Origin of the sequence: Marivirga sp. (genome assembly GCF_051117495.1) — a bacterium.
In the GTDB taxonomy this organism is placed as follows: Bacteria; Bacteroidota; Bacteroidia; order Cytophagales; family Cyclobacteriaceae; genus Marivirga.
This window is the reverse complement of record NZ_JBNPEF010000005.1, coordinates 47,273-69,394: the sequence shown is the minus strand read 5'-3', so window position 1 is coordinate 69,394 and position 22,122 is coordinate 47,273. Positions and strand designations below refer to the sequence as shown.

Here is a 22,122-nt window from a genome sequence, read left to right as displayed (position 1 = left end):
AAAAGTATAATGCCTCAAAACATTATTTACCATAAACAATCTCGCCCAAATTAGCATCGAAAATCTCAATTGCCTCTTTAATCAGACGAATGGCTTCTAAATAAAAATTGGGGTTGATTTTATCCGCAGTATCCGTTATTTTATGGTAATCTGGATGATCATCAACTCCAAAATAAATAAAGGGTATTTCCGCTTGATGGAAAGGGGCATGATCAGAGGCATTTACCCAATAAGGTTTCTTTTTCGGATTATCCCTGCCGAACAAAAGTTCAATGCTTTTATCCTTTGATGCTTCATTAAGCAAAGGTTTTAAATAGGGGGTAAAATAGGTACCTACGGCATATAATTCATTCTTATCGCCACGGCTTACCATATCCAAATTAACATTCATCTTAATTTTACTGGTATCTACCACTACCGATTGCATAAAATGTTTTGCTCCTTGCAACCCCATTTCTTCTGCATCAAAAAAGGCAAAAAGTAAATTATTTTCGGGCTGATTTTCTCTGAAATATTCTGCTAAGGCTAGAAGAGAGGCAACACCACTAGCATTATCATCAGCGCCATTAAATATTTTCGTACTGTCCTCCATACCTACATGGTCATAATGTGCGGAAATCACAATAAAGTTTTTGCCAGTAAACCCTTCAATGAAGCCTAAAATATTGACTGCAGGAATACTATCTTTTCCAAATGTAAATGGCTGTAGATAATCTTGGACATAAGCGGAGACCCCAACTTTTTGGAGTCTTTTTATGATATATTCTCTGGCTATTTCGTTACCTAAGGTATTTGTTTTTCTACCTTGTAATGAATCTGATGACAGAAAAAACAAATCATTCATCACCTTTGTAGAATCAGGAAAAACAGCAATTGAATCCTTTTGTGCAAAGCCTTGCTGAGCAAATATAAGGAATAGAAAAAAAAGGTAATATTTCAATGACTTCATTAGGATCGGGGGTTCGTTATATTCTTGAATTTACAGAGATAAAGAATAAATTTATAGATAATGACGTTAAGATTCAGCCAATTATTCAAAAATCTTTAATTTTCCAGCGAATTAAAATTTATGCGACACTATATATTCTCTATTTTATTGATTTTTGTTAGCCTTGACGGCTTTTCTCAGGAAGCTTTTCCCTTTTTAAACAAGAGCACTCAATTGCCAGAAGACTTACTTAGCAGAAGAGCCGCAGTTTTTATGAATGTAAATTCCTTAAATTGGGAGCAAGAAGCGCAAAAAATTCATAATAGTTTTATTGAAATTGGAGTAGATGCAGTAGCCTATTATGCTTTGTCTGATATCATGTCCGGAGAAGATGCTACTACCGCATTCTATTCAGATATAACGCAAAGGAGTATTGAAAATATGCTGATAGTGCACCAGTCGGATAATGGTTTTGAGCTTTACGCTACTAAAATACCTGAAGAAGGAGGTTTCTTTCAAGAAGGTATGAACGCTTTTTATATAGAAGCGCCTTCTTTGAAAGAATTAGGTTCCAAATTACAGACTTTAGTGAACAGATCAGATTTGGAAAGAGAGAATTTCCTCATTATTGATGTTCCTGAAACTTTCAAAAGAACCAATGTTATCAAATCGAGAAGGGTAGCAAATTTCAATCCTGATATAAGAATAGATAAACTGGCGGTGCCAAAATTTGAATCAAATATTATGCTGGACGTAGATATTGATAAAGCCAATGCCGAATTGGATTCAATTATGAGTGAGCATTACCCATTTAAATATGGCTTGGTAGAGCCCAACATGACCCCAGAAGAAATGATCAGTGAAGGATATTTAATGGTACTGAAGAAATTGCAAAATAATGGTGAAAGTCTTAGGAGAATGTTGGGCTATAATCTTTCAGAAGAGGAAACCCTTTTGATATCGGAAAGAAAAGGGGAAAATGCAAAAGTGATGAAGTATGGAATTGAAGAGCATGTCCATAAATATTATGTTCAACAACTTTATACCAAAGATATTTATTTGGGCAATTCCTGGGATGCCGGCAAAACATGGCAAGAAGCACTCATCAATCATGTGGAGAACCTAAAAGCTAAATTGAAGAGGTAATTCTCTAATTGAATTAGGGAATGAAAAAAAATTATAAAAGGGCATGGGTTTTGATCATACTGTTTTACATAAAAATTTAATGTTATTGGATATGAAAAAGTTTAATGTATTTATTTTAGTCTTTTTTTTGATTGCTATTTCAACAAAATCACAAGCCCAAGAAAAATCATCTGATAAAAGTCAAAGAACTATCTCTGTTAGTGGAGTAGCAGAAAAAGAAATCCTTCCTGATATTATTTATTTCAGTATTTCATTAAAAGAGTATCAATTAAAAACCGGCAGCAAATTCGATATGAATGAATTGGAAAACCAACTGGTGAATGCTGTTACAAAATCAGGTATTGATAAGGAAAATCTTACTGTTGAGAATGTCTATGGTTATAATTACAGCTGGAACAAAAAGAATGAAAACAAGGATTTCATGGCAAGAAAACAGTTTCAGCTTAAACTAGCTGATGCAAAAAAATTAAATGTAATTCTTTCCAAAATTGATCCCAAAGCAATTGAATATGTTAGGGTAAGCCAATATACCCATTCAAGACTGCAAGAACTCAATCAGGAATTGCAAGTTGAGGCAGTAAAAAATGCCAAGGTAAAAGCAGAGGCATTATTAAAACCGCTTGATGAGAAAGTTGGAAGGGTATTGGAACTGAATGAAAATCAACAGAATTTTCAACCAATCTACTACAAATCATATCAAAATAACAGAATAATGTCAGCATCAGCAGATGAAAGTGCTACTATGGAGTCAGATTTAGATTTTAAGAACATCAAATTGAAAGCAGAAGTACATATTGTGTTTTCTATTGAATAATTTATAAATAAGCTTATATATTGCATGCTATTAATTAAAGATTCATAAAATATTATGCAACCAATTGAAATCAGCAGTTTCGAGGAATTTAAAGCTTATGAAGGAAAAGAATTAGGCGTATCAGATTGGCATACAATTGACCAAAAACAAGTTAATCAATTTGCGGATGCCACACTTGACCATCAATGGATTCATTTAGATGAGGAAAGAGCAGCCAAAAGCCCTTTTGGTGGCACTATAGCCCATGGCTATTTAACCTTGTCATTAGCACCATATTTATGGGAACAAATTGCCAATGTAACAAACCTCAAGATGATGATTAACTATGGAATTGAGAAAATGAAATTTAATCAAGCTGTGAAAGTTGGTTCAGCAGTAAGATTAAAAGCCAGATTAAATTCTATAGTAGATTTAAGAGGGGTGAGCAAAGCTCAAATTGACATCGTAATGGAAATAAAGGATGAGAAAAAACCAGCTTATAACGCATCCTTGATATTCTTATATCATTTCAACTAATTGAATTAGACAGTTGCTTCTATAGTACTGTCTTTTTCTACTTCCTCATAAGAATAAGTAGGACATGTTCTTTGTGCACAAGCAGAAGCAAATAGTATTAATCCTGATATTGCCGCAAATAATTTTATAGACTTTTTCATAATGGTTCTTCTTTAAAAATAAATGATATCACAAATTTAGGTTGATATTAATTGATAAAAAATACTGATTAGCTCATTTGTTACTTCCTTCTAATTATAAAGCCTACAAGAGTCTTTAATCGATAAACTATAGTTTTTTAACAATAAAGAGCAATATACTTCAGACCAATAATTTCATTGTTCTTTTTTTAGCTGTAAGTTTAATATTTTAACTGTAGCAACATGAATAAAGTTTACATTTGTGTACAAAATAATACATCAAACAGGATGTTATTTAATTGTTAATTGAGCTATATATTTATTTTTTAATGAAAATTTTAAACTCATTACTTTCATAATCTGTATTTTTGCAAAAATTCTTTATATGAAAAACATAATTTCATCCATATTTATTGTCTTCTTATTAATTTCTTGCGATTCTTCTAAAGAAAAAAAGGAAAATATTGTAAATGATACCGAAAAGAAAGATTTACAAGTCCCTAATTTTAGCGGTGGAAATGCCTATCAATTTGTGCAGACACAAGTGGATTTTGGCCCCAGAGTGCCTAACACGGAATCTCATGCTGAAACAGAAAAATATCTTATTAGTCAACTGGAAACTTTAGGTGCAAAAGTTAAAACTCAGAAATTTAAGGCGGATACATATGATGGTGAAGTGTGGAATTTAACCAATATCATTGGTTCCATTCAACCAGATCAAAAGAAACGTATTCTATTGGCAGCGCACTGGGATACCCGAAAAATAGCGGATAAAGATAATGAAAGGAAAGATGAACCAATTGATGGAGCAAATGATGGAGCAAGTGGTGTTGGGGTTATATTAGAAATTTTAAACGCTATACAAAAAGCAGAAAATAAGCCTAATGTAGGAATAGATGTGATATTTTTTGATGGAGAGGATAATGGAGAGCCACAAGGATTAGCTAGAAGAGACGCCTCCAAAACATGGTGGTGTTTAGGCTCACAATATTGGAGTAAAAACAAGCATATACCAGGCTATTCCGCATACTATGGCATTTTATTGGATATGGTGGGCGGAATCGATGCGCAGTTTCATAAAGAAGGTCATTCCATGAAATATGCACCTAGTATAGTAGATAAAGTATGGAATACAGCTGATCAAATTGGATATGGACGGTATTTCATTAATAATCAAGTAGCATCCATAACTGATGATCATTATTTTGTAAACGAAATTGGCAAAATCCCTATGATTGATATCATTGCACATGATCCTACTTCAATGGATTTCTTTCCTGATTTCCATCACACTCATAAAGACAATATGGACATTATCTCTCAGGAAACTTTAAAAGCTGTGGGTCAAACTTTATTGCAGGTCATTTATGAAGAGCAATGAAAATTATAAAATCTAGTTGTAGGAGATATAATGATGTTTAAGTTTAATGTTTATGATACCCTAGACATAGGAACGGCTTCGGGTTTTCAACTCATAGCTTTCTAAAAAAACAACATACTTAGTATCCCGCTCAGCATAATCACTTTGCAAAAATTACTTAAGAAATGATAATGTTTTATGGTATCGGCTAGGCGCAGTCTGTGGATAAAGTATATGACAAAAAGAGTTAGTCCAGAGAAATAGAAATACAAAATATCATTCTCTAAAAATTGGGTCATATAAAATATCAAAAAGTAAAATAGGGAAATTAAAACGTACAAAAGAAATTTTGTTTTGCGAATTCCCCAAATAATGGGCAATGTTTTACAGCCGAAATTAGCATCTCCTTGCCAATCCTCCATATCTTTTACTATTTCCCGGATAAGGCTTATAGCAAAAGCAAAAAGGGCATAAGTATGCACCAAAACAGGTTTTTGCCCAAAATATAAAGTGATAATTGAAATGGATAAACCAGTGAGTAAGGCTACAATAAAATTTCCTATAAAAGGAAGTCTTTTCAATTGATTGGAATACAGCCATAACATAAAAGCAGAGGCAAAATGAATAGCTCCTATTTTCCAATCCAAAAAAGCACCTATAATGATAGCGGTAAAATTCAAAAATGTATGCCAAAATAAAACGACTCTCCTTTTAATAACTTTACCAACAATTACTTTTTCCGGTTTATTGATATAATCAATTTTCACGTCATAATAATCATTGATAATATATCCCGCGGCCGCCAATAAAACCGTACTTAAACTCAGAAGGAAAAGCTCTAAGTTTAAAATATGAATTCCTTCTAATAAATAAAGTGCTGTAAGATATTGGGTAAAGACTATAATCAGCAAATTCTGGACACGAATCAGCTTTACAAAACCTGGAAATGAAAAGTTTTTAGGCAACTGTTGTGTCATTTTATATTTTAACTGATTTACAGTTTAAATTTCACCAATCAATTGCTATTGTCCTAATAGGGAAAGTTTTATTTTTTGAAAATTATTATGTGTTGAAAAAGTTTAGGTGAAAACAACTAAACGGGGGAGTGATGAGAAATACAGATGTTTTTTAATATTACCATCTTTTAGGTGTTTTCACCTACAAGAAGCTAAATCACACAGTTTCAGAATTAATTCTTTTTGTTGATTAAGCGATCAATGATTATCCAAAATATTCTGGCTAATCAATCTATATATTTCCTGCACATTCCCATCACTTTGCAACATCTCCATATGCTTATCCAAAGTTTCCAAATCTCCTCTTTTAGCGGGGCCAGTTTGAACAGATTGAGGAGAATGTTTAAGAGCCTTATCTATGGTTTCCAACACCAATGGATGCAGCAATGAAAAATTCAACTGAGCATTGTTCATGATTTTTTCAGATATACTCATCATGTGGTTAGTGAAATTGCAAGCAAATACTGCCGCCAAATGCATTTGTTTCCGTTGGGCTGTAGAAACTATCTGGATGTTTTTACTCAAGGATTTTGCGAGGTTATTCAATATTTTTAATGCCTCTTTATTTTCACTTTCTAATAAAAAAGGAACTCGCTCAAAATCAAGTTTTTTACTCTTTGAAAATGTCTGAAGTGGATAAAAAACTCCTGTTGCGGCCGCAGAAGAATATTCTAGAACATCCAGACCCTTGCTTCCAGAAGTATGCACCATTAAGCTCTGTTCAGGCAAAATAATTTCTTCTGCAATACTTTTGATGGCATCATCAGGTACTGCTAAAATGAAAATTTGCGATGGGCTGTCAGAGAAATCTAGATCAGACTTTACAACTGCATCATATAAATTACCTACCAGTTTTTTAGCTGATTTTCCGTTTGGAGTGTAAACTTCTTTTACAAAATGACCAACATTCTCAAGAGCAGGAGCCAAATGCCAAGCTACATTGCCTGCCCCTATGAAACTGATATGGTATGCTACATTTTTCACTCTAAGCCTTTACGCTTCATTTTATAAAACTCGGAATATCTCCTAAAAATGGCCATTCCAAATCCTATAGTCAACACAAAAGTACCTATCCATAGCAAATTAATGAATGGCATTTCAAGTGCTTTTAAAATGATATAATCTTTTTGAGTGGTTCTGACCGAAAGGGTAAAGGTATTGGATTCAGGCTTTATATTCTCGATATTAAGTTTTATTCCAATTTCCCTGTTCTCATCAGGGATTCTTCCTGCCATATTATCTCGAATCAAATAATAAGGATTTAAAATATAATCCTCACCATCTCCATAAACTTTGATGGTAGCCCTAACCGCTAAATCATTTCCTTTTAGTTTCTCACCTTCGATTTCATCAACTCTTTTTACATCTTCTAACACTGTTACAAAATCATTCAAGAAGAATTTTTCTCCAAAAGTGACATCCATTTCCTTGGCTTCAGACCATTCAATTTCTTGAGTTGGATCGGGAACTGAGGAAACATGAGTATATAAATCTTTGGTGAATTTCCTTCTGATATCAGGGGAAGAAATCAATCCGCCCATATCAGCATTAATTTGTGCCCTCGGAAAAAGAGAAAATTTTTCACCATCAGCATGAAGATAATCGACCTTATAATAGTGATTAGCTCCATAAACTTTTAAAGTATCACCTTTTTTCAAGCTTTCGTCCTCTCTTTTAATTTCCCTTTTGACGATTTTATCATTTTCATTTGGAGCATCTTCCAAATAGGAGGCCTTCACATATCCACCATCATAAGATTCATAAAATCGGCCTTTATAGGTTAGGGTATATTCACCCATCGTCTGCGGGTCATTAATGAACAGCGGAATGTTTTCCTGATTAAAATTATCTTCTACTTCTTCTGAATTGGTTAATAATAATCCAGTTTCATTCAATGATATAGTACTGGAGAAACCAGTTGAAAACAGTATGCCTAACAGCATCAGTCCTATGCCCATGTGGGCAATAGCACCACCTGAAAGTTTATAATTACTTTTTGCAATCTTAAAGAAGATTTTAGCATTAGCTGTAATGGTGTAAACAGATGCAATTACTAATAAAATATAAGGAATATTAGTCATTCCCGCTAACACAATAATTAAAGCTGAAATTGCCAATGTGATCAGAATTGGCATCAAAAGAGAATCCTTCACTTCCGATTTTTTCATTTTTTGCCACCAGAAGAACTGACCTGTTCCAGATAAAATAGCTAAACCTACAGCAAACCACAACTGCCATTTGGTATAAAATTCAACTTGGTCAGCCGGAGGAGCTAAATTCGAAATACCTCCAAATGACTGTATGATGGAATTATAAACTGGTATGGAAGTAGGCAATAGTATTTGAAAGCCCATTAAACAAAGCAAAGTAGCTCCCATAAAAATCCAGAATTCCCTCGAATAGGTAGAAACTTCTTTTTCAGTAGATGGAATATGTTTCCAGCGAACTACCGCTAAAACAATTGAGACAATTAAGAAACTTAATAAGTATAAAAGCAACTGACCTGAAAGTCCTAAATCAGTAAAAGAATGAACGGATGACTCTCCTAAAACCCCACTTCTTACCATAAAGGTGGCATATAATACCATCAAGAAAACAGAAAGCACCAAAATTATAGAAGCTTTGAGCGCAGTTTCACTTTTTTTATAGGTAATCATGGTGTGAATACTAGCCACTAAAACAAGCCAAGGCACCAAAGAAGCATTTTCCACCGGATCCCAATTCCAGAAACCTTCGAAGTTTAAGGTTTCGTAAGCCCAATAGCCTCCCATTAAAATTCCAACGCCTAAAATGGCAGCTGAAAACAAGGCCCAAGGTAAAGCTGGACGAACCCAGCCTTTAAAATCTTTTTTCCATAATCCGCCTATTGCATAAGCAAAAGGAATTAAGGTTGTAGCATAACCCAAGAATAATACTGGCGGGTGAATCACCATCCAATAGTTCTGCAATAATGGATTTAAGCCTGTTCCATCTTCAGGAACATAATTAGGATTGATATTGAAGATAGGCGCATCCATTGCGTCTCTCAATAAGATGAAAGGAGAACTCCCAATTTTCAAATCGCCTATAACCACTCCCAAAATCATAGAGGCAAGGAAAGCCTGCACCACTGAAAAACTCACCATTACAGATGGCGCCCATTTTTTATTGGTCAACAATATGATAAAACCTAAAAGGACATTCCAGAATGACCAAAGCAAGAAACTACCTTCCTGACCTTCCCAGAATGAGGAAATGATATATTCTACCGGAAGCACTTTAGAAGAGTGGCTCCAAGCATAGAAGTATTCATAGTAGTGATTAGAAATGATGGTAAAAAGCGTAATGACAATACCAAAAACCGCTAAGCCATGAATGATATAAGTAATTTGTCCGTTTTTCATCCAGCCTTTTTGCATTTCAGGCAAAGGGCTTTTTTCTGCTTTGTAAAAGTTAAATATGGAAATAAGGGCGGCTACAAAGCTTATAATAACAAAAAGGTGACCAATGTCACCTATTGTAGTATGTATCATATTTTATGAAATCAAATTAAATAACAGTTTCTTCTTGATATTTTGACGGGCACTTCATTAAAATTTTATCTGCAATGAAAGTCCCTTTTTGGAATGATCCAATCACCACCACTTGCTCTGAACGCTTAAAATCGGCAGGCATAGGTTCATTGTAAAATACTTGTTGCTCCATCCCATTTTCATCTACCATCATGAAAGTAAAAGAAAGTTTATCTTCCGAAGGATTTAAACCAACAATTTCTCCTTCAGCACTTTTCTTTAATTCACCCACCACGTGGATTTTTGTATTATTTCCATCCAATGCCATGTCGTGGGCATCTTTGAAAGTAACATAGGAACTGGCATCACCTGCAGTGGAAACAATCATCATAATAGCGGCTGCGATTACAATTATGCCAAAAATATAAGACTTCTTCATAACTAAAATTTATTCTCCGATAGGAACAAAGGTACTACCCAAAAAATTCTTTATTCCCTCTCTTTTAATGATTTTTCTAATTTTTTTACTTTTCGTTCGGTCATGATAGCATAAATCATAAATCCCGCAAAAAGTGTAACGATAATGGCGACCAAAACATATATTTTCCCATCTGCCCTCATGCTATCTGCCATTTCAATTTGAGTATTGGAATAGTCCTCTTCTGCTATCTCAGTCTTTTGCGCAGATAAGCCCAAACTCACCATAAGCACAGCAAAAACCAATACATACTTAATCTTCTTCATCAATTTTTGATTTTATAAATGATAATCTAATTCTTAATTCCGTTAGCCAAACGCCCAATAATGTCCAACCGATAACGGCAGGATAAAAAACCATTCTTAATCTTCCATCCAATTCATAGGCGTTGAAGCCTGGATTCCCTCCATTTCCTGGATGTAAAGAATCAGTCAGTCTTGGTAAAATGAATAATAATGGAATTAAGGTGGCGTAGGCAAAAATATTATAAACCGCTCCGATTTTAGCTTTTTGCTGTGGGTCGGTAATGGAATTTCGTAAAAGGATATAGGCAAAGTAAATCAGCATTCCAATGGCGGAAGCATTTTGCTTTGGGTCTCCGCTCCATGGTGCCCCCCAAGTATAATTGGCCCAAATCATGCCAGTAACTAAACCTAAAATCCCAAAAAGAATAGAGGTATTGACTAGCTCAATGGCATAGGTATCATATTTTAGATTTCCTGTCCTTAAATATCTAATGGAGAATATTACCGATGCAGTCAACATGATGACCATTCCAAACCACATCGGCACGTGAAAGTGCATGGCTCGAATGGTTTCATTTAAAATAGCCAATCTAGGAGCTTCTATCAATAATCCAGCAATCAGTGTGTAAAACACCAGCGCAACCCCTATAATTTTCCACCAAGTCTTTCTCATTTCATGTGTATATTATTTGTTTTTTATGGCCACATGGAATAGTCAAAGTTCAAAACCCCAGCTAGCCACCCTTAACAAATCTGCAATATTCATTTCGGTTGGCACACCTGGTTTATGACTATTTCATATATAGAATAATAATAAATTTCACAAACACTTACTTATTTGGTACTCATTTTCAAACAGAGATAAGTTCATCTCTTGTATTTGCCTAATAGGCTCTATTTAATTTCTCCAGATAAAAGGAAATAATATATATGCCGTAGTAATGACAATTGCATCTACGGATATTAAAGTAAACAGTTTGTCATTCATTAAGCTTATGTTAATCCCGTCTATAGCATTTTTAGAAAGCCTGACCGACATCAGTAAAATGGGCAATAAAATTGGAAAACTCAGCACCGCCATAAGCGCAGTACTATTATTGGCTTTGGAAACTATACCAGACACCAAAGTCAAAACCCCAGAAAAGCCAATAGATGCAAAAAGTATCGTTAAAAGGAAATAGACATAATTCACAACAGGATTACCTAAAATAATAGCATATACAGCAAAGCCAATTAGCGCTATTAAAACTGAAAGCAAGACATTGAAAATTAGCTTCCCGCTAAGTATGACCTGAGGTTTACAAATCGTATAATAATACAACATCCTTCCTTCCCCTTCTTGTAAAAAACTTTTTGCCACGGCATTGATATTGGCAAAAACAATAATGATCCAAAATAATGCGTTCCAAGTAGTGATTTCCATCTGTCCAGTTTTCAAATTAAAACTGAGATAGCAAATGAAAATGGTACTAACCAAATAAAGCAATATACCATTGAATGCCGTTTTATTACGCCATTCCAACTTCACCTCTTTTTGAAAAATGGATATTACTTGTTTAATCACTTTGCAAATTTAATAGATAAAGCTCAATAAGGCATGGTAAAAATGGAATGTTGTGCTTAATTTGCACAAAAACTTAAACATGAATATTACACCTACCGATTTTGATGATTTATATATAATCAAGCCTACTGTTTTTGAAGATTCCAGAGGCTATTTTTTTGAAAGTTTTCACCAAAAGAAATTTGAGGATGCCACAGGTATTCAATGTGAATTCGTGCAAGACAATCAATCCCGTTCTGTTTATGGTGTAATTAGGGGATTACATTTACAAGCGCCTCCAATGGCGCAAGCAAAATTAGTGAGAGTTTTAAAAGGGGAAGTTTTAGATGTGGTGGTAGATTTAAGAAAAGACAAGCCTACTTTTGGAAAATCATTTTCTATACACCTTTCTGCTGAAAATAAGCAACAACTGTTCATTCCAAGAGGTTTTGCCCATGGTATTGCAGTTTTAAGTAAGGATGCAGAATTCTTCTATAAATGCGATAATTATTACAGCCCTGAAAATGAAAGAGGCATCATGTACAATGACGCCTCCTTAAATATTGACTGGAAAATTCCTGCTGAAAAAAGAATTATCTCAGGTAAAGATCAAAAAAATCTAGCTTTTTCTGGCTTCGACCTTCTTTTTTAGGCCTTCTTTAGCTTCTCTGGTTTTGCGTTCGATTTTATCTAGGTATTGAAGGAATAAGCTAATGGCTATAATCAAGGCGGCTATGCCTAACCCAGTTAATCCACCGTAAAAACCTAATGCCAAAAGCCCTAAACTAGCAGGCTGAGAGTAAACCGTAAATCCATCTATTAATTCAAATTGAGGTTGTAGAAATAATTGTTTCTGAATTTCAAGCTTCTTTTCATAGGCTTTTCTTGATTCATTGAATACAGAAATTGGGTTTGTAGTCTGTTCGTCTGCCAAAATCACATTGTTAGAGCCATCCCTATCTCTCTCTCCCAACATTCTAAAATTTTTGAAAAGAATTTCTTTTAAGCTATCTAACTCAGATAATTCTTCTTCAATATTTTGAGCTTCAAGCTTTAGGTTATCATCTTGGATTTGAAGTCTTTTGCGCACATAAGGATTGTTCCTAAAATAATTCAATAAAGGTTCTTCTAGGTCATTGATCAGACTTCTATCTAAAACTTCAACATAAATCCTATAAGTGGATTTATTATCCATACTCAACCTTTCAACAAATCGGTTGATTACCTCCTCATCTTCTATTTCGCCTCTTAATTGTTCCTTGAAAATTTCTAACTCTATTACTTCATCCTCCGATACAAAAGGTTCATAAGAAAATCCAATAATATTATTGGCTGTAGTAGTATCAATTTTCAACACCTTAGCCAATTGAGTGCGGTTTTCCTCTTCCGTTAAAAGATCCAATTTGTCAATAGAGCTTTCCATTAAACGCCCACTTAAATAAGTCGATCTTAGTAAAATAGAACTCTTATAGACGTCTGGGGTAACAAAATGAACTATTATACCGCCAATTCCACCTAAAAATCCTAAAATGACAATCAGCTTGATGTTTCCAATAATCGCATTTTTAATCGCTACAATAAAAAGAATAATATTGAAGAAAATACTTTTGAAAAAATTTCCAATTGCGGAAAATAGTTCTCTCAAATCAATTTCATCTGAACTATTAGTATTTTGTGGTTTTTGATCTACTTCTGACATATTTAATAAAAATTTTTACAAATAAACGGAAGTTTTGGATACTATTGAAATAAATTTTGTAATGAATCCTTTATTCTGTTAGACAATCTTTATTTTTGGATTTAAATAAAAACCTTAAAACATTGAAAACTATCTTAATTACCGGAGGAGCCGGATTCATTGGCTCTCATGTAGTCCGATTATTTGTCAACCAATATCCTGATTATAAAATTATCAATCTGGATGCTTTAACCTATGCTGGAAATCTGGAAAACCTCAAAGATGTTGAGGACAAGCCGAATTATATCTTTGAAAAAGGAGACATAACGGATGAAGCTTTCATTTTTAAGCTATTTAAGAAATATGATTTCGATGGGGTAATCCATTTGGCGGCAGAATCTCATGTAGATCGCTCTATCAGCAACCCGCTTGAATTTTTGAAAACCAATATATTCGGTACCGTAACTTTATTAAATGCGGCCAAGGACAGCTGGAAGGATGATTTTGAAGGAAAGCGCTTTTATCATGTTTCCACGGACGAGGTTTATGGTTCAGTTGATGATGGCGGTTTTTTCACTGAAGAAACCTCATACGATCCACAATCTCCCTACTCTGCCTCCAAAGCGGGTTCTGATCACTTTGTAAGAGCCTACGCCAATACTTATGGATTGCCCATAGTAATAAGTAATTGCTCTAATAATTATGGGCCAAACCAGTTTCCTGAAAAGTTAATCCCACTTTTTATCAATAATATCCAAAATAACAAAGCATTGCCAGTCTATGGAAAAGGTGAGAACATCAGGGATTGGCTTTATGTGATCGACCATGCAAAAGCTATTGATTTAGTCTATCATAAAGGGAAAAACAAAGAGACTTACAATATCGGTGGTTTTAACGAATGGAAAAACTTAGATTTGATTAAGGTCATTTGCAAGACCATGGATGAAAAGCTTGGCCGGGATGCTGGAACTTCCGAAAAGCTGATTACTTATGTGAAAGACAGAGCCGGGCATGATTTGAGATACGCAATTGATGCCCATAAAATAATGGATGAGTTGGGCTGGAAACCAAGCCTCCAATTTGAGGAAGGGATTTCCAAAACCATCGATTGGTATTTGGACAATGAGGACTGGCTGAAAAATGTCACTTCGGGCGCCTATCAAAAGTATTATGATGAAATGTATAAAGAAAGAACCTAGATATTAGAATCTAGACAATTAAACAAGAATCAAAGCTCTAAAAAACCAGGCTAGACTCTAGGTTCTTAAATCTAAAAATCTAATAAAATGAAAGGAATAATATTAGCAGGAGGATCGGGAACAAGATTACACCCATTGACCATCGCATTGAGCAAACAACTCATGCCGGTTTATGACAAACCCATGATCTACTATCCACTTTCCACTTTGATGCTAGCAGGCATAAAGGATATTTTAATTATTTCCACCCCTGAACACACAGGTCTTTTCAAACAATTATTGGGGGACGGTTCACAATTGGGTTGCCATTTTGAATATGCCGTACAGGAAAAACCTGAAGGCTTGGCTCAAGCTTTTATAATAGGAGAAGAATTTGTGGGTAATGATGATGTGGCCCTCATTTTGGGCGATAATATCTTTTATGGCTCTGGTATGTCCACTTTATTGCAATCTAATAATAAGCCAGATGGTGGGATTGTTTACGCATATCACGTTCATGACCCTGAGCGATATGGAGTAGTGGAATTTAATAAAGAAGGCAAGGCTATTTCCATAGAAGAGAAGCCTGAAAACCCAAAATCATCTTTTGCAGTGCCGGGCATTTATTTTTATGACAATAGGGTGATTGATATTGCTAAAAATATTAAACCAAGTCCAAGAGGTGAGTTGGAAATTACCGATGTGAATAAAAAATATTTGGAAGAAGGTAAATTAAAAGTAAGTGTTCTCAACAGGGGTACCGCTTGGTTGGATACGGGTACTTTTTCTTCTTTAATGCAAGCCTCAGAATTTGTAAGGGTAATTGAGGAAAGACAAGGTCTAAAAATCGGCTGCATAGAAGAAGTCGCTTTCCGTATGGGTTTTATAGGTAAATCCCAACTGCAAAAACTAGCAGAGCCTTTAGTGAAAAGTGGATATGGAGAATATTTGATGCGGTTGATTAAGCAATCAAATTAATTTTTTTACTTTTCTTAAACTGTCAGGTTTTTCAAAATATAGTAGTGCTATAAATGGATTTTCATCTTTAAAACTAAGTATAAACCTGACAGGTTTCATAAATCAATATTCTTGAACACCATGGAAGTTTTAATAAGATAACTTTTGAAGCCCATCTCCGTAACCATAAGCTTTCCTTTTAACTTATGGCACAGCAAGATCAATCCTACAAAACCACTTTAGGTAAGGCATTTAAGACCATTATTTGGCCAAGAAGAAAATATATCCTAGTTGGCTTAATTCTTATTATAATCAGTAGAGCTGCCTCATTGGTTTTGCCAGGATCAAGTAAGATTTTAGTGGATGAAATTGTCCCCAATGGAGATTTAGAAATGCTAAAATATCTGATTTTTGCTGTGGTGGGGGCAATAGTCGTACAAGCAGTCACTTCCTTTGCGCTAACTCAAATATTAAGTGTTGAAGCGCAAAATCTTATAGCGCAACTGCGTTCCAAGGTACAATCCCATATTCTTAAACTTCCTATCCGATATTTTGATAATGCCAAAACTGGAGAGCTGGTTTCCAGAATCATGACGGATGTGGAAGGTGTCAGAAATCTGGTCGGCACAGGCTTAGCCCAAATGGTGGGAGGAATTTTAACATCAGTGGTATGTTTGGTCATACTTATTACCATTAGTCCCATGATGACCTTATACGTATTGGTTCCCGTAGCCATTTTTGGTTTCATTTCATTAAAAGCATTTGGAAGGATCAGACCTATTTTCAGAGAAAGAGGAAAAATAAATGCTGACGTTACGGGTAGATTGACAGAGACTCTCGGAGGAATTAGGGTGATAAAAGGATTTAACGCAGAGCTTCAGGAAATCAGGGTTTTTGCTGAAGGCGTAGATCGCTTATTTAAAAACATAAAATCCAGTTTGACCGCCACAAGTTTGATTACCAGTTCGGCCACCTTACTTTTAGGACTGGCTTCAGCTGGGATTATGGGAATTGGAGGATGGATGATCATGAACGATCAACTCACATTTGGGGATTTCCTTGCTTTTACCCTTTATTTGGGCTTTATGATTGCTCCAATAGTACAAATGAGCAATATAGGGAGTCAATTAACTGAAGCTTTTGCCGGCTTGGACAGAACTGAGGAAATTATGAATACGCCTGTAGAAACCGACAATCCTTATCGAACAATAGAATTAGATGACGTAAAAGGACATATCCAATTTAATAAGGTTTCTTTTGCCTATGAAGAGGATAAGAATGTAGTAAGAAATATCAGGTTTGAAGCATTACCCGGATCGGTTACTGCTTTTGTGGGTACTTCAGGTTCAGGGAAAAGCACTATTTCAGGCTTGGTTTCTTCATTCCTAAATCCTGATGATGGTAAAATTTTAGTAGATGGACATGATCTACAAAAAATAACATTGGATAGTTACAGAAGCAAGTTGGGAGTGGTTTTACAGGAAGATTTTCTTTTTGAAGGCACTATTAGAGAAAATATCTTATTTCCAAGACCTAATGCAACTGAAGCACAATTGATGAATGCTGTAAATGCTGCCTACGTAAATCAATTTACCGAGAAGTTTGAAGATGGGCTGGATACCCAAATTGGAGAAAGAGGCGTGAAGCTATCTGGCGGACAGCAACAAAGGATCGCCATAGCAAGGGCTATTTTGGCTGACCCCAAAATATTAATATTGGATGAGGCCACTTCAAATTTGGATACGGAGAGTGAGCACTTTATTCAGTCAAGCTTAAAAGAATTAATGAAAGGGAAAACCACTTTTGTGATTGCCCACCGCTTAAGCACCATCAGACAAGCTGACCAAATTTTGGTAATTGAAGATGGGGAAATAGCTGAAAGGGGTCAGCATGATGAACTTATTGCTAAAGAAGGCAGGTATTTTGACCTATATACCTACCAAGCAAGAATTTGATTTAAGTAATAGCACCATAAGTTCACTCATGTAGTAAAATTCTTCTCATAATTTACATTTCACGACAAAAACATGCATCTAAGGCAATTAAAAGTGGGTTGTATTATTTTTATATTCAAAATCGATAAAAAAGCGCTGTAGTATTTAGAAATAATATTTAACATTTTTTTCACATAAATTGAAATCCAAACAAATCTTACGCTATCAAAAAATACTACTTTAGTTTCTTTATATACAGCAAGTTATATTTGTTACATGATTTTCAATGTATTCAGAACAATAAAAAATTCACGCCTTAATGATAATATTATTAAGGGCGCTATATTCATCTTGCTATTCATAGGAATGCTAATCAAGTATTTATTGAATAGCTAAATACAACTTACCTTTAATCCTTATTCTGGAAAGGCTATATAAGCTTTGGCATATTTTTTGGTTACTTTTGCCTAATCAACAAAAAATATAGCCATGAAAAATCTTTTTAATTTTACCCTCGCAATAAGTTTATTATTTTTAGGAAGCTGCACATTCAACGGTCAAGACGGAGCCCCCGGCCCTCAAGGACCTAGAGGATCACAAGGACCGGCCGGTCAGGATGGAAAAGACGGTGAAGAGGCCTATGTATTTGAATATGTTGATTTAACATTTTCAGCTTCCAATGAATACAGTCTGTTATTAGAATTCCCTAGTGATTTTCAGATGTTGGAATCTGATAAGGTGTTGGTTTATTTTCTATATGATTATATAGAGGAGGATGATCTTGACATTTGGAGAGCTCTTCCGCAAACAGAATTCACAGATTTTGGCACTCTTATCTATAATTATGATTTTACAATTTTTGATGTGAACTTATTTTTAGATTCAAATTTTGACCTTAACTTATTAGGCGCAAGCTATACTGATAACTGGATTGCTAGAGTTGTTGTGGTTCCCGGGCAATTCACTAATGGAAGAGAGACAGATCCAGTGGATTATGAAGATTACAATGCTGTAATGAAATACTATAATTTATCAGATGAGGATATTGTAACTGTAAAATAGTTTAATCTTCTTTTAATTCTGCAAGGCAAGCTCAATATTGAGCTTGCCTTTCGTCTTTCAAAAACTTAACCTTATCTTCTAACCATTACAATTAATCTAAAAACACTATTTATTAAGGTCTTTTTTAATAATTAACCTTACATCTTCAACTATAATTAAAAGCCCTCATAATGTTGCTTTAAAATAGATTTCGATATATTCAAGATTATTTTCTTTATAAAATTTAATTAAAAGTTACAAATAAATTATCTTTCGGATTCAATTGGGGAATTATTAGTATATGGACGGCATTTTAGGTTTTTTTGATAACACAGAGCATATACTTTACAGTATTTTCGGGGCTGTTATCGTAATATTCCTCATTTTTGATTTGGGCTTTTTCAATAAGGACGCCAAAAAGGTTTCTTTGAAATCTGCCACCTACCAATCAATTTTTTGGATCGTAATATCTGTTGGCTTCGGTTATCTGATATATGAATACTATGGCGGTACTGTCGTAATGCTTGAATATTTTTCAGCATATGTAGCTGAGTATGCGCTTTCTGTGGATAATATTTTCGTTATTTTATTAATCCTTCGCTATTTCAAGGTTGAAGAAACTTATTATCATAAAATCCTTTTTTGGGGCGTATTAGGAGCTATTGTATTCAGGGCAATCTTCATATTCTTGGGAGCCTTTTTAGTAGCACAATTTCATTGGATATTATATATTTTTGGAGCTTTCTTGGTCTATAGTGGTGTTAAAATATTCATTCAAAAAGAAGAGGACGATTTAGATCCAGAAAAAAATGTGATTATAAAATTTGCCAGAAAGTACCTGAAAATAACTAAAGGCAATTTCAGTGGACAGTTTATTATAAGAAGGGGAAAGATGATTTTGTTTACCCCTCTATTTTTAGTGATTTTATTAGTGGAATCAACTGATTTGATTTTTGCTGTAGATTCTATCCCTGCAGTTTTTGCTATCTCGCAAAATGAATTCATCCTTTATACCTCCAATATATTTGCAATTTTAGGATTACGAGCTAAATTTTTCTTGCTTGCGGGCATAATTGATAAATTCTATTTATTACAAAAAGGTCTTTCATTTATTCTAATATTTATTGGGGCAAAAATGTTGTTGGAAATTGTTCATATTCATATCAACACACTCGTTTCATTTGGAGTAATTTTTTCTACTTTATTACTATCTATTCTACTTTCATTATTAATTCCACAACGGAAGAAAAAAAGCGATTTAGTTTAATCCTGAAAGCCTGAAGGGAAAGCACTTTTTGGAAGGACTTTCAGCAATAAGGGTAATGTTAAAAATGATCCGGGCAATGCAATTATCACAAAAGCAGGAATAGACTTAAGGATGTCAATCAATTGTATCCTCATCTTTTCTTTTTCTTCTTGCGTTAATTCATCTGTTTTAGATTTTTCAAATAAATACCAAAGTTCTTTACTTTCTTTAATCTCTTCCGCAATGCTTTCTTTATGCTTTTGAAGGACAAAAGATATCCGTTGGATAATAGTCTCACTTATTACTTGAAATGAATGTTTACTTTGTAGAAAATATACTTCTTTCCAATTTTCTATTACAAATGATTCAATGGCTATCAAACTGATATCTAATTCCTCATCTGATATCCCTAAACGCTTGGCAAGTTCACTTAAAAAAGCCCTTTCTTCCACACTTACCACTTTATCGGCCCATATCATTAAAATGGCAAGCTCTAGTACATATTTCTTTAATAACCATGTGTCGGCTTGCCTCAAATCAATTTGATCTAATGTAATTCCGTCCCTGAAAGCTTCTTTTGCTAATTTATTTTGAGATTTCGTCATGTTTGAAGACCCTAAAAAAGTAAAGAACATATTTTTCTCTTCTCTTTCAATTATTTGATTGGCATGTGCGGCAGCTGCTATGACTTTTAACAGTAACATTTTCATAGCATCTTTATGCCATTTCATATTGTGAAATTTCTCGGCCCTCCATTCTCCAAAATAATAAGTATCCAAAAAAAGTAAACTATTTTGAAAAAGACTTGCCCAAAAATGATCCCAACGAGATTTAAGAAAAAGCCTTTTATGCAGAATTTGTTCTGCAAATCTAAACTCATCTTTTTTTGGTTTACCAAAAATGAAAAATGTCTTTTTATTTATTTGCGGATCTAAAACAGTATAAAACTCCCCAATAGACTGACTCGTTTCCAAGTAAAAATCCTGCCAGTCATTTTTGGTTTCCGGTAATTGTTGCTGTTTTAAACTGGCACTATGCAGAAAACTCTCCAACAAGACTATTTTCATTTTCCCCAAACTGTTCCATCTTTGCTCTTTTGGATGACGAATACCCGGGGCATGAATCGGATGTCCATAAATCAAACCAGTGGGCTGTACTATTTTATAAAGTAAGCTATCCTGATCTTGAATTTGATATTGGTTTAAATCAATTGGATGTGGCCCTCTAAATTTTATGTACTCTTTTAACCAACCTTTTTCAGCAGGATTCATAAGCAAATATTTAGCTTTTTTCTAATTACATATAAATTAGCTAAATAAATCTACAATAGAAATTATGAAATTGTATTTATCAACTATCCACCAACTTTATACAACAAAATCATCCTGCAGGCTTGTATTTTGAGAGGCTGAAAATCTTTTGTGCATCCTTATTTTCCATCAGTTCTTGAAGTGTAACTTCCGGATTATTCTCCATATAGGATTTTACAATCTGCCAGCCTACCCAAATCCCTATTCTTCCGGGACATTCTTGGCTAATTTCAAAAGTTTTAGGTCTTTCCCCTATAAACTTGTTTTTCATGAAATGGCTGGTTTCATATAGCAAATCATTCTCTAAAAAGTTTGCCCAAATAATGTGTTCGTTCTTATTAATATCTTTCATTTCTTTAGCCGTGTAGCCAATCAATAATGAATCTGGTGTGCATGGGATGGTCATTTTGGTCATATAATAAGATTTGCCATAAAAAACCATGTCTGCTAGCAGTGTTTGATCCCTTTGATCTGTTTCATTTTGCTTTTGGGTAAGCAACAGCATGGTCATTGGAACGATATATTCCTTTTCGTAGCGCATTAATATATATTCGGGAACACCATTCGGAACATAGGCTGCGTCTGGGCCTAAGAAATAATCAGCCGCTATACTTATTAAACTATCAGAAACGAACAAATCCTTTTGCAGGCCTGCTAAAACTATTTCTAATTCTGGAACCGCCACCTCAGGGTAATAATGTTGGTAGTATTTAAAAGCCTGTTCAAATTCTGATTGTAATTCCGTAAAATCCCCAAATGTGTTTTTAACTTGCTGATAAAGTGTGTCCTTATATGCTGGGTTTGAAAAAATATTGACCATACTATTTGCTACAATTGAATCTGCACCGTATCTCCTCCTTTCGAAAAAGTAATCTGCCACAAATGGGTTTTCTTGAATAAATTCCATGGCATCATTTTGATTATCCAGCTCTACCATATCATCAGCAAGATTATTAAGAGGAATATTTAATTCCAAATTGGAAATATTTGGAGCTTCTTCGCAAAACTTATCTTTTTCTGAACAAGCGGAGAAAACAATCAAACAGATTAAAGAAGTTAGTATGTAATATTTATTACTTTGCATAAGTCATTAATTATATTTGTCTTGAATATCAAAACCCA

Annotated in this window: 22 protein-coding genes; 10 read left to right on the top strand and 12 right to left on the bottom strand. The window is 34.3% G+C overall.

All coding sequences use genetic code 11. The features are described 5' to 3' along the window. Nucleotides 1–22 precede the first annotated feature (22 nt). Nucleotides 23–949: a M20/M25/M40 family metallo-hydrolase gene (locus tag ACFE0M_RS03925; protein WP_434544438.1), complete on the bottom strand. Its 927-nt coding sequence runs from the start codon at nt 947–949 to the stop codon at nt 23–25. Between the two features lie 120 nt (nt 950–1,069). Here ACFE0M_RS03925 and ACFE0M_RS03920 point away from each other — a divergent pair, with 120 nt between their 5' ends. The 3 genes from ACFE0M_RS03920 to ACFE0M_RS03910 all read left to right on the top strand — a co-directional run bounded on the left by ACFE0M_RS03920 (nt 1,070) and on the right by ACFE0M_RS03910 (nt 3,404). Then, the gene (locus tag ACFE0M_RS03920; RefSeq protein WP_434544437.1) at nt 1,070–2,074 is read left to right on the top strand and encodes a hypothetical protein; all 1,005 of its coding nucleotides are present in this window, start codon (nt 1,070–1,072) and stop codon (nt 2,072–2,074) included. A gap of 91 nt (nt 2,075–2,165) precedes the next feature. Further along, nucleotides 2,166–2,888, top strand: coding sequence for an SIMPL domain-containing protein (locus ACFE0M_RS03915; RefSeq protein WP_434544436.1), 723 nt, complete (start codon nt 2,166–2,168; stop codon nt 2,886–2,888). A 54-nt stretch (nt 2,889–2,942) separates the two neighbouring features. Then, complete coding sequence (locus ACFE0M_RS03910; RefSeq protein WP_434544435.1) at nt 2,943–3,404, top strand: MaoC family dehydratase; 462 nt, start codon at nt 2,943–2,945, stop codon at nt 3,402–3,404. A 5-nt stretch (nt 3,405–3,409) separates the two neighbouring features. Here the strand turns inward: ACFE0M_RS03910 and ACFE0M_RS03905 are convergent, their stop codons facing one another. Continuing rightward, nucleotides 3,410–3,544, bottom strand: a complete 135-nt coding sequence (locus ACFE0M_RS03905) for a hypothetical protein (protein WP_434544434.1) — start codon at nt 3,542–3,544, stop codon at nt 3,410–3,412. A 364-nt stretch (nt 3,545–3,908) separates the two neighbouring features. Between ACFE0M_RS03905 and ACFE0M_RS03900 the strand changes: the two genes are divergently transcribed. Then, nucleotides 3,909–4,904, top strand: coding sequence for a M28 family peptidase (locus tag ACFE0M_RS03900; protein WP_434544433.1), 996 nt, complete (start codon nt 3,909–3,911; stop codon nt 4,902–4,904). Nucleotides 4,905–5,005: 101 nt separating this feature from the next. Here ACFE0M_RS03900 and ACFE0M_RS03895 read toward each other — a convergent pair whose 3' ends face one another. The 7 genes from ACFE0M_RS03895 to ACFE0M_RS03865 all read right to left on the bottom strand — a co-directional run bounded on the left by ACFE0M_RS03895 (nt 5,006) and on the right by ACFE0M_RS03865 (nt 11,677). Continuing rightward, nucleotides 5,006–5,860 carry a geranylgeranylglycerol-phosphate geranylgeranyltransferase gene (locus tag ACFE0M_RS03895; protein WP_434544432.1) on the bottom strand — a complete coding sequence of 285 codons (855 nt, stop codon included), beginning with the start codon at nt 5,858–5,860 and terminating at the stop codon, nt 5,006–5,008. A gap of 237 nt (nt 5,861–6,097) precedes the next feature. Beyond that, nucleotides 6,098–6,883, bottom strand: coding sequence for a Rossmann-like and DUF2520 domain-containing protein (locus tag ACFE0M_RS03890; RefSeq protein WP_434544431.1), 786 nt, complete (start codon nt 6,881–6,883; stop codon nt 6,098–6,100). Continuing rightward, nucleotides 6,880–9,411 (bottom strand): cytochrome c biogenesis protein CcsA, encoded by a 2,532-nt coding sequence (gene ccsA / locus ACFE0M_RS03885; RefSeq protein WP_434544430.1) that lies wholly within the window; start codon nt 9,409–9,411, stop codon nt 6,880–6,882. The genes ACFE0M_RS03890 and ccsA (ACFE0M_RS03885) overlap by 4 nt, the downstream gene beginning before the upstream one ends. 16 nt (nt 9,412–9,427) lie before the next feature. Next, complete coding sequence (locus ACFE0M_RS03880; protein WP_434544429.1) at nt 9,428–9,829, bottom strand: cytochrome c maturation protein CcmE domain-containing protein; 402 nt, start codon at nt 9,827–9,829, stop codon at nt 9,428–9,430. Between the two features lie 50 nt (nt 9,830–9,879). Next, entirely contained in the window at nt 9,880–10,134 is a 255-nt protein-coding gene (locus ACFE0M_RS03875; RefSeq protein WP_434544428.1) for a CcmD family protein, read from the bottom strand. After that, nucleotides 10,121–10,786 (bottom strand): cytochrome c biogenesis protein CcsA, encoded by a 666-nt coding sequence (gene ccsA / locus ACFE0M_RS03870; protein ID WP_434544427.1) that lies wholly within the window; start codon nt 10,784–10,786, stop codon nt 10,121–10,123. Before ccsA (ACFE0M_RS03870) ends, ACFE0M_RS03875 begins: the two co-directional genes overlap by 14 nt. Before the next feature lie 225 nt (nt 10,787–11,011). Continuing rightward, complete coding sequence (locus ACFE0M_RS03865) at nt 11,012–11,677, bottom strand: heme exporter protein CcmB (protein WP_434544426.1); 666 nt, start codon at nt 11,675–11,677, stop codon at nt 11,012–11,014. A gap of 79 nt (nt 11,678–11,756) precedes the next feature. On the opposite strand from ACFE0M_RS03865, the gene rfbC reads away from it, so the two are divergent. After that, on the top strand, nt 11,757–12,308 hold the full coding sequence (gene rfbC / locus ACFE0M_RS03860; protein WP_434544425.1) for a dTDP-4-dehydrorhamnose 3,5-epimerase: 552 nt from the start codon (nt 11,757–11,759) through the stop codon (nt 12,306–12,308). Here the strand turns inward: rfbC and ACFE0M_RS03855 are convergent. Beyond that, nucleotides 12,276–13,355, bottom strand: a complete 1,080-nt coding sequence (locus ACFE0M_RS03855; protein ID WP_434544424.1) for a hypothetical protein — start codon at nt 13,353–13,355, stop codon at nt 12,276–12,278. The genes rfbC and ACFE0M_RS03855 overlap by 33 nt on opposite strands. A gap of 122 nt (nt 13,356–13,477) precedes the next feature. Between ACFE0M_RS03855 and rfbB the strand changes: the two genes are divergently transcribed. The 5 genes from rfbB (at nt 13,478) to ACFE0M_RS03830 (ending at nt 19,711) form a co-directional block, all read left to right on the top strand. Beyond that, on the top strand, nt 13,478–14,533 hold the full coding sequence (gene rfbB, locus ACFE0M_RS03850; RefSeq protein WP_434544423.1) for a dTDP-glucose 4,6-dehydratase: 1,056 nt from the start codon (nt 13,478–13,480) through the stop codon (nt 14,531–14,533). A gap of 87 nt (nt 14,534–14,620) precedes the next feature. Further along, the gene (rfbA, locus tag ACFE0M_RS03845; RefSeq protein ID WP_434544422.1) at nt 14,621–15,490 is read left to right on the top strand and encodes a glucose-1-phosphate thymidylyltransferase RfbA; all 870 of its coding nucleotides are present in this window, start codon (nt 14,621–14,623) and stop codon (nt 15,488–15,490) included. Nucleotides 15,491–15,675: 185 nt separating this feature from the next. Continuing rightward, entirely contained in the window at nt 15,676–17,424 is a 1,749-nt protein-coding gene (locus ACFE0M_RS03840; RefSeq protein ID WP_434544421.1) for an ABC transporter ATP-binding protein, read from the top strand. A 468-nt stretch (nt 17,425–17,892) separates the two neighbouring features. After that, nucleotides 17,893–18,465, top strand: coding sequence for a collagen-like triple helix repeat-containing protein (locus ACFE0M_RS03835; RefSeq protein WP_434544420.1), 573 nt, complete (start codon nt 17,893–17,895; stop codon nt 18,463–18,465). A 280-nt stretch (nt 18,466–18,745) separates the two neighbouring features. Further along, a complete protein-coding gene (locus ACFE0M_RS03830) occupies nt 18,746–19,711 on the top strand; it encodes a TerC/Alx family metal homeostasis membrane protein (RefSeq protein ID WP_434544419.1) in 966 nt (321 codons plus the stop codon). Here ACFE0M_RS03830 and ACFE0M_RS03825 read toward each other — a convergent pair. After that, nucleotides 19,708–20,961 carry a DUF533 domain-containing protein gene (locus tag ACFE0M_RS03825; RefSeq protein WP_434544418.1) on the bottom strand — a complete coding sequence of 418 codons (1,254 nt, stop codon included), beginning with the start codon at nt 20,959–20,961 and terminating at the stop codon, nt 19,708–19,710. The two genes, ACFE0M_RS03830 and ACFE0M_RS03825, sit on opposite strands and share 4 nt — an antisense overlap. Before the next feature lie 109 nt (nt 20,962–21,070). Continuing rightward, entirely contained in the window at nt 21,071–22,084 is a 1,014-nt protein-coding gene (locus ACFE0M_RS03820; RefSeq protein WP_434544417.1) for a gliding motility lipoprotein GldB, read from the bottom strand. Nucleotides 22,085–22,122: the final 38 nt, after the last annotated feature.

What these genes read in the sequence shown, in the direction of transcription:
- ACFE0M_RS03925 (WP_434544438.1), bottom strand. Translation starts at nt 949, where the DNA reads ATGAAGTCATTGAAATATTACCTTTTTTTTCTATTCCTTATATTTGCT.
- ACFE0M_RS03920 (WP_434544437.1), top strand. Translation starts at nt 1,070, where the DNA reads ATGCGACACTATATATTCTCTATTTTATTGATTTTTGTTAGCCTTGAC.
- ACFE0M_RS03915 (WP_434544436.1), top strand. Translation starts at nt 2,166, where the DNA reads ATGAAAAAGTTTAATGTATTTATTTTAGTCTTTTTTTTGATTGCTATT.
- ACFE0M_RS03910 (WP_434544435.1), top strand. Translation starts at nt 2,943, where the DNA reads ATGCAACCAATTGAAATCAGCAGTTTCGAGGAATTTAAAGCTTATGAA.
- ACFE0M_RS03905 (WP_434544434.1), bottom strand. Translation starts at nt 3,544, where the DNA reads ATGAAAAAGTCTATAAAATTATTTGCGGCAATATCAGGATTAATACTA.
- ACFE0M_RS03900 (WP_434544433.1), top strand. Translation starts at nt 3,909, where the DNA reads ATGAAAAACATAATTTCATCCATATTTATTGTCTTCTTATTAATTTCT.
- ACFE0M_RS03895 (WP_434544432.1), bottom strand. Translation starts at nt 5,860, where the DNA reads ATGACACAACAGTTGCCTAAAAACTTTTCATTTCCAGGTTTTGTAAAG.
- ccsA (WP_434544430.1), bottom strand. Translation starts at nt 9,411, where the DNA reads ATGATACATACTACAATAGGTGACATTGGTCACCTTTTTGTTATTATA.
- ACFE0M_RS03880 (WP_434544429.1), bottom strand. Translation starts at nt 9,829, where the DNA reads ATGAAGAAGTCTTATATTTTTGGCATAATTGTAATCGCAGCCGCTATT.
- ACFE0M_RS03875 (WP_434544428.1), bottom strand. Translation starts at nt 10,134, where the DNA reads ATGAAGAAGATTAAGTATGTATTGGTTTTTGCTGTGCTTATGGTGAGT.
- ccsA (WP_434544427.1), bottom strand. Translation starts at nt 10,786, where the DNA reads ATGAGAAAGACTTGGTGGAAAATTATAGGGGTTGCGCTGGTGTTTTAC.
- rfbC (WP_434544425.1), top strand. Translation starts at nt 11,757, where the DNA reads ATGAATATTACACCTACCGATTTTGATGATTTATATATAATCAAGCCT.
- ACFE0M_RS03855 (WP_434544424.1), bottom strand. Translation starts at nt 13,355, where the DNA reads ATGTCAGAAGTAGATCAAAAACCACAAAATACTAATAGTTCAGATGAA.
- rfbA (WP_434544422.1), top strand. Translation starts at nt 14,621, where the DNA reads ATGAAAGGAATAATATTAGCAGGAGGATCGGGAACAAGATTACACCCA.
- ACFE0M_RS03840 (WP_434544421.1), top strand. Translation starts at nt 15,676, where the DNA reads ATGGCACAGCAAGATCAATCCTACAAAACCACTTTAGGTAAGGCATTT.
- ACFE0M_RS03835 (WP_434544420.1), top strand. Translation starts at nt 17,893, where the DNA reads ATGAAAAATCTTTTTAATTTTACCCTCGCAATAAGTTTATTATTTTTA.
- ACFE0M_RS03830 (WP_434544419.1), top strand. Translation starts at nt 18,746, where the DNA reads ATGGACGGCATTTTAGGTTTTTTTGATAACACAGAGCATATACTTTAC.
- ACFE0M_RS03825 (WP_434544418.1), bottom strand. Translation starts at nt 20,961, where the DNA reads ATGAATCCTGCTGAAAAAGGTTGGTTAAAAGAGTACATAAAATTTAGA.
- ACFE0M_RS03820 (WP_434544417.1), bottom strand. Translation starts at nt 22,084, where the DNA reads ATGCAAAGTAATAAATATTACATACTAACTTCTTTAATCTGTTTGATT.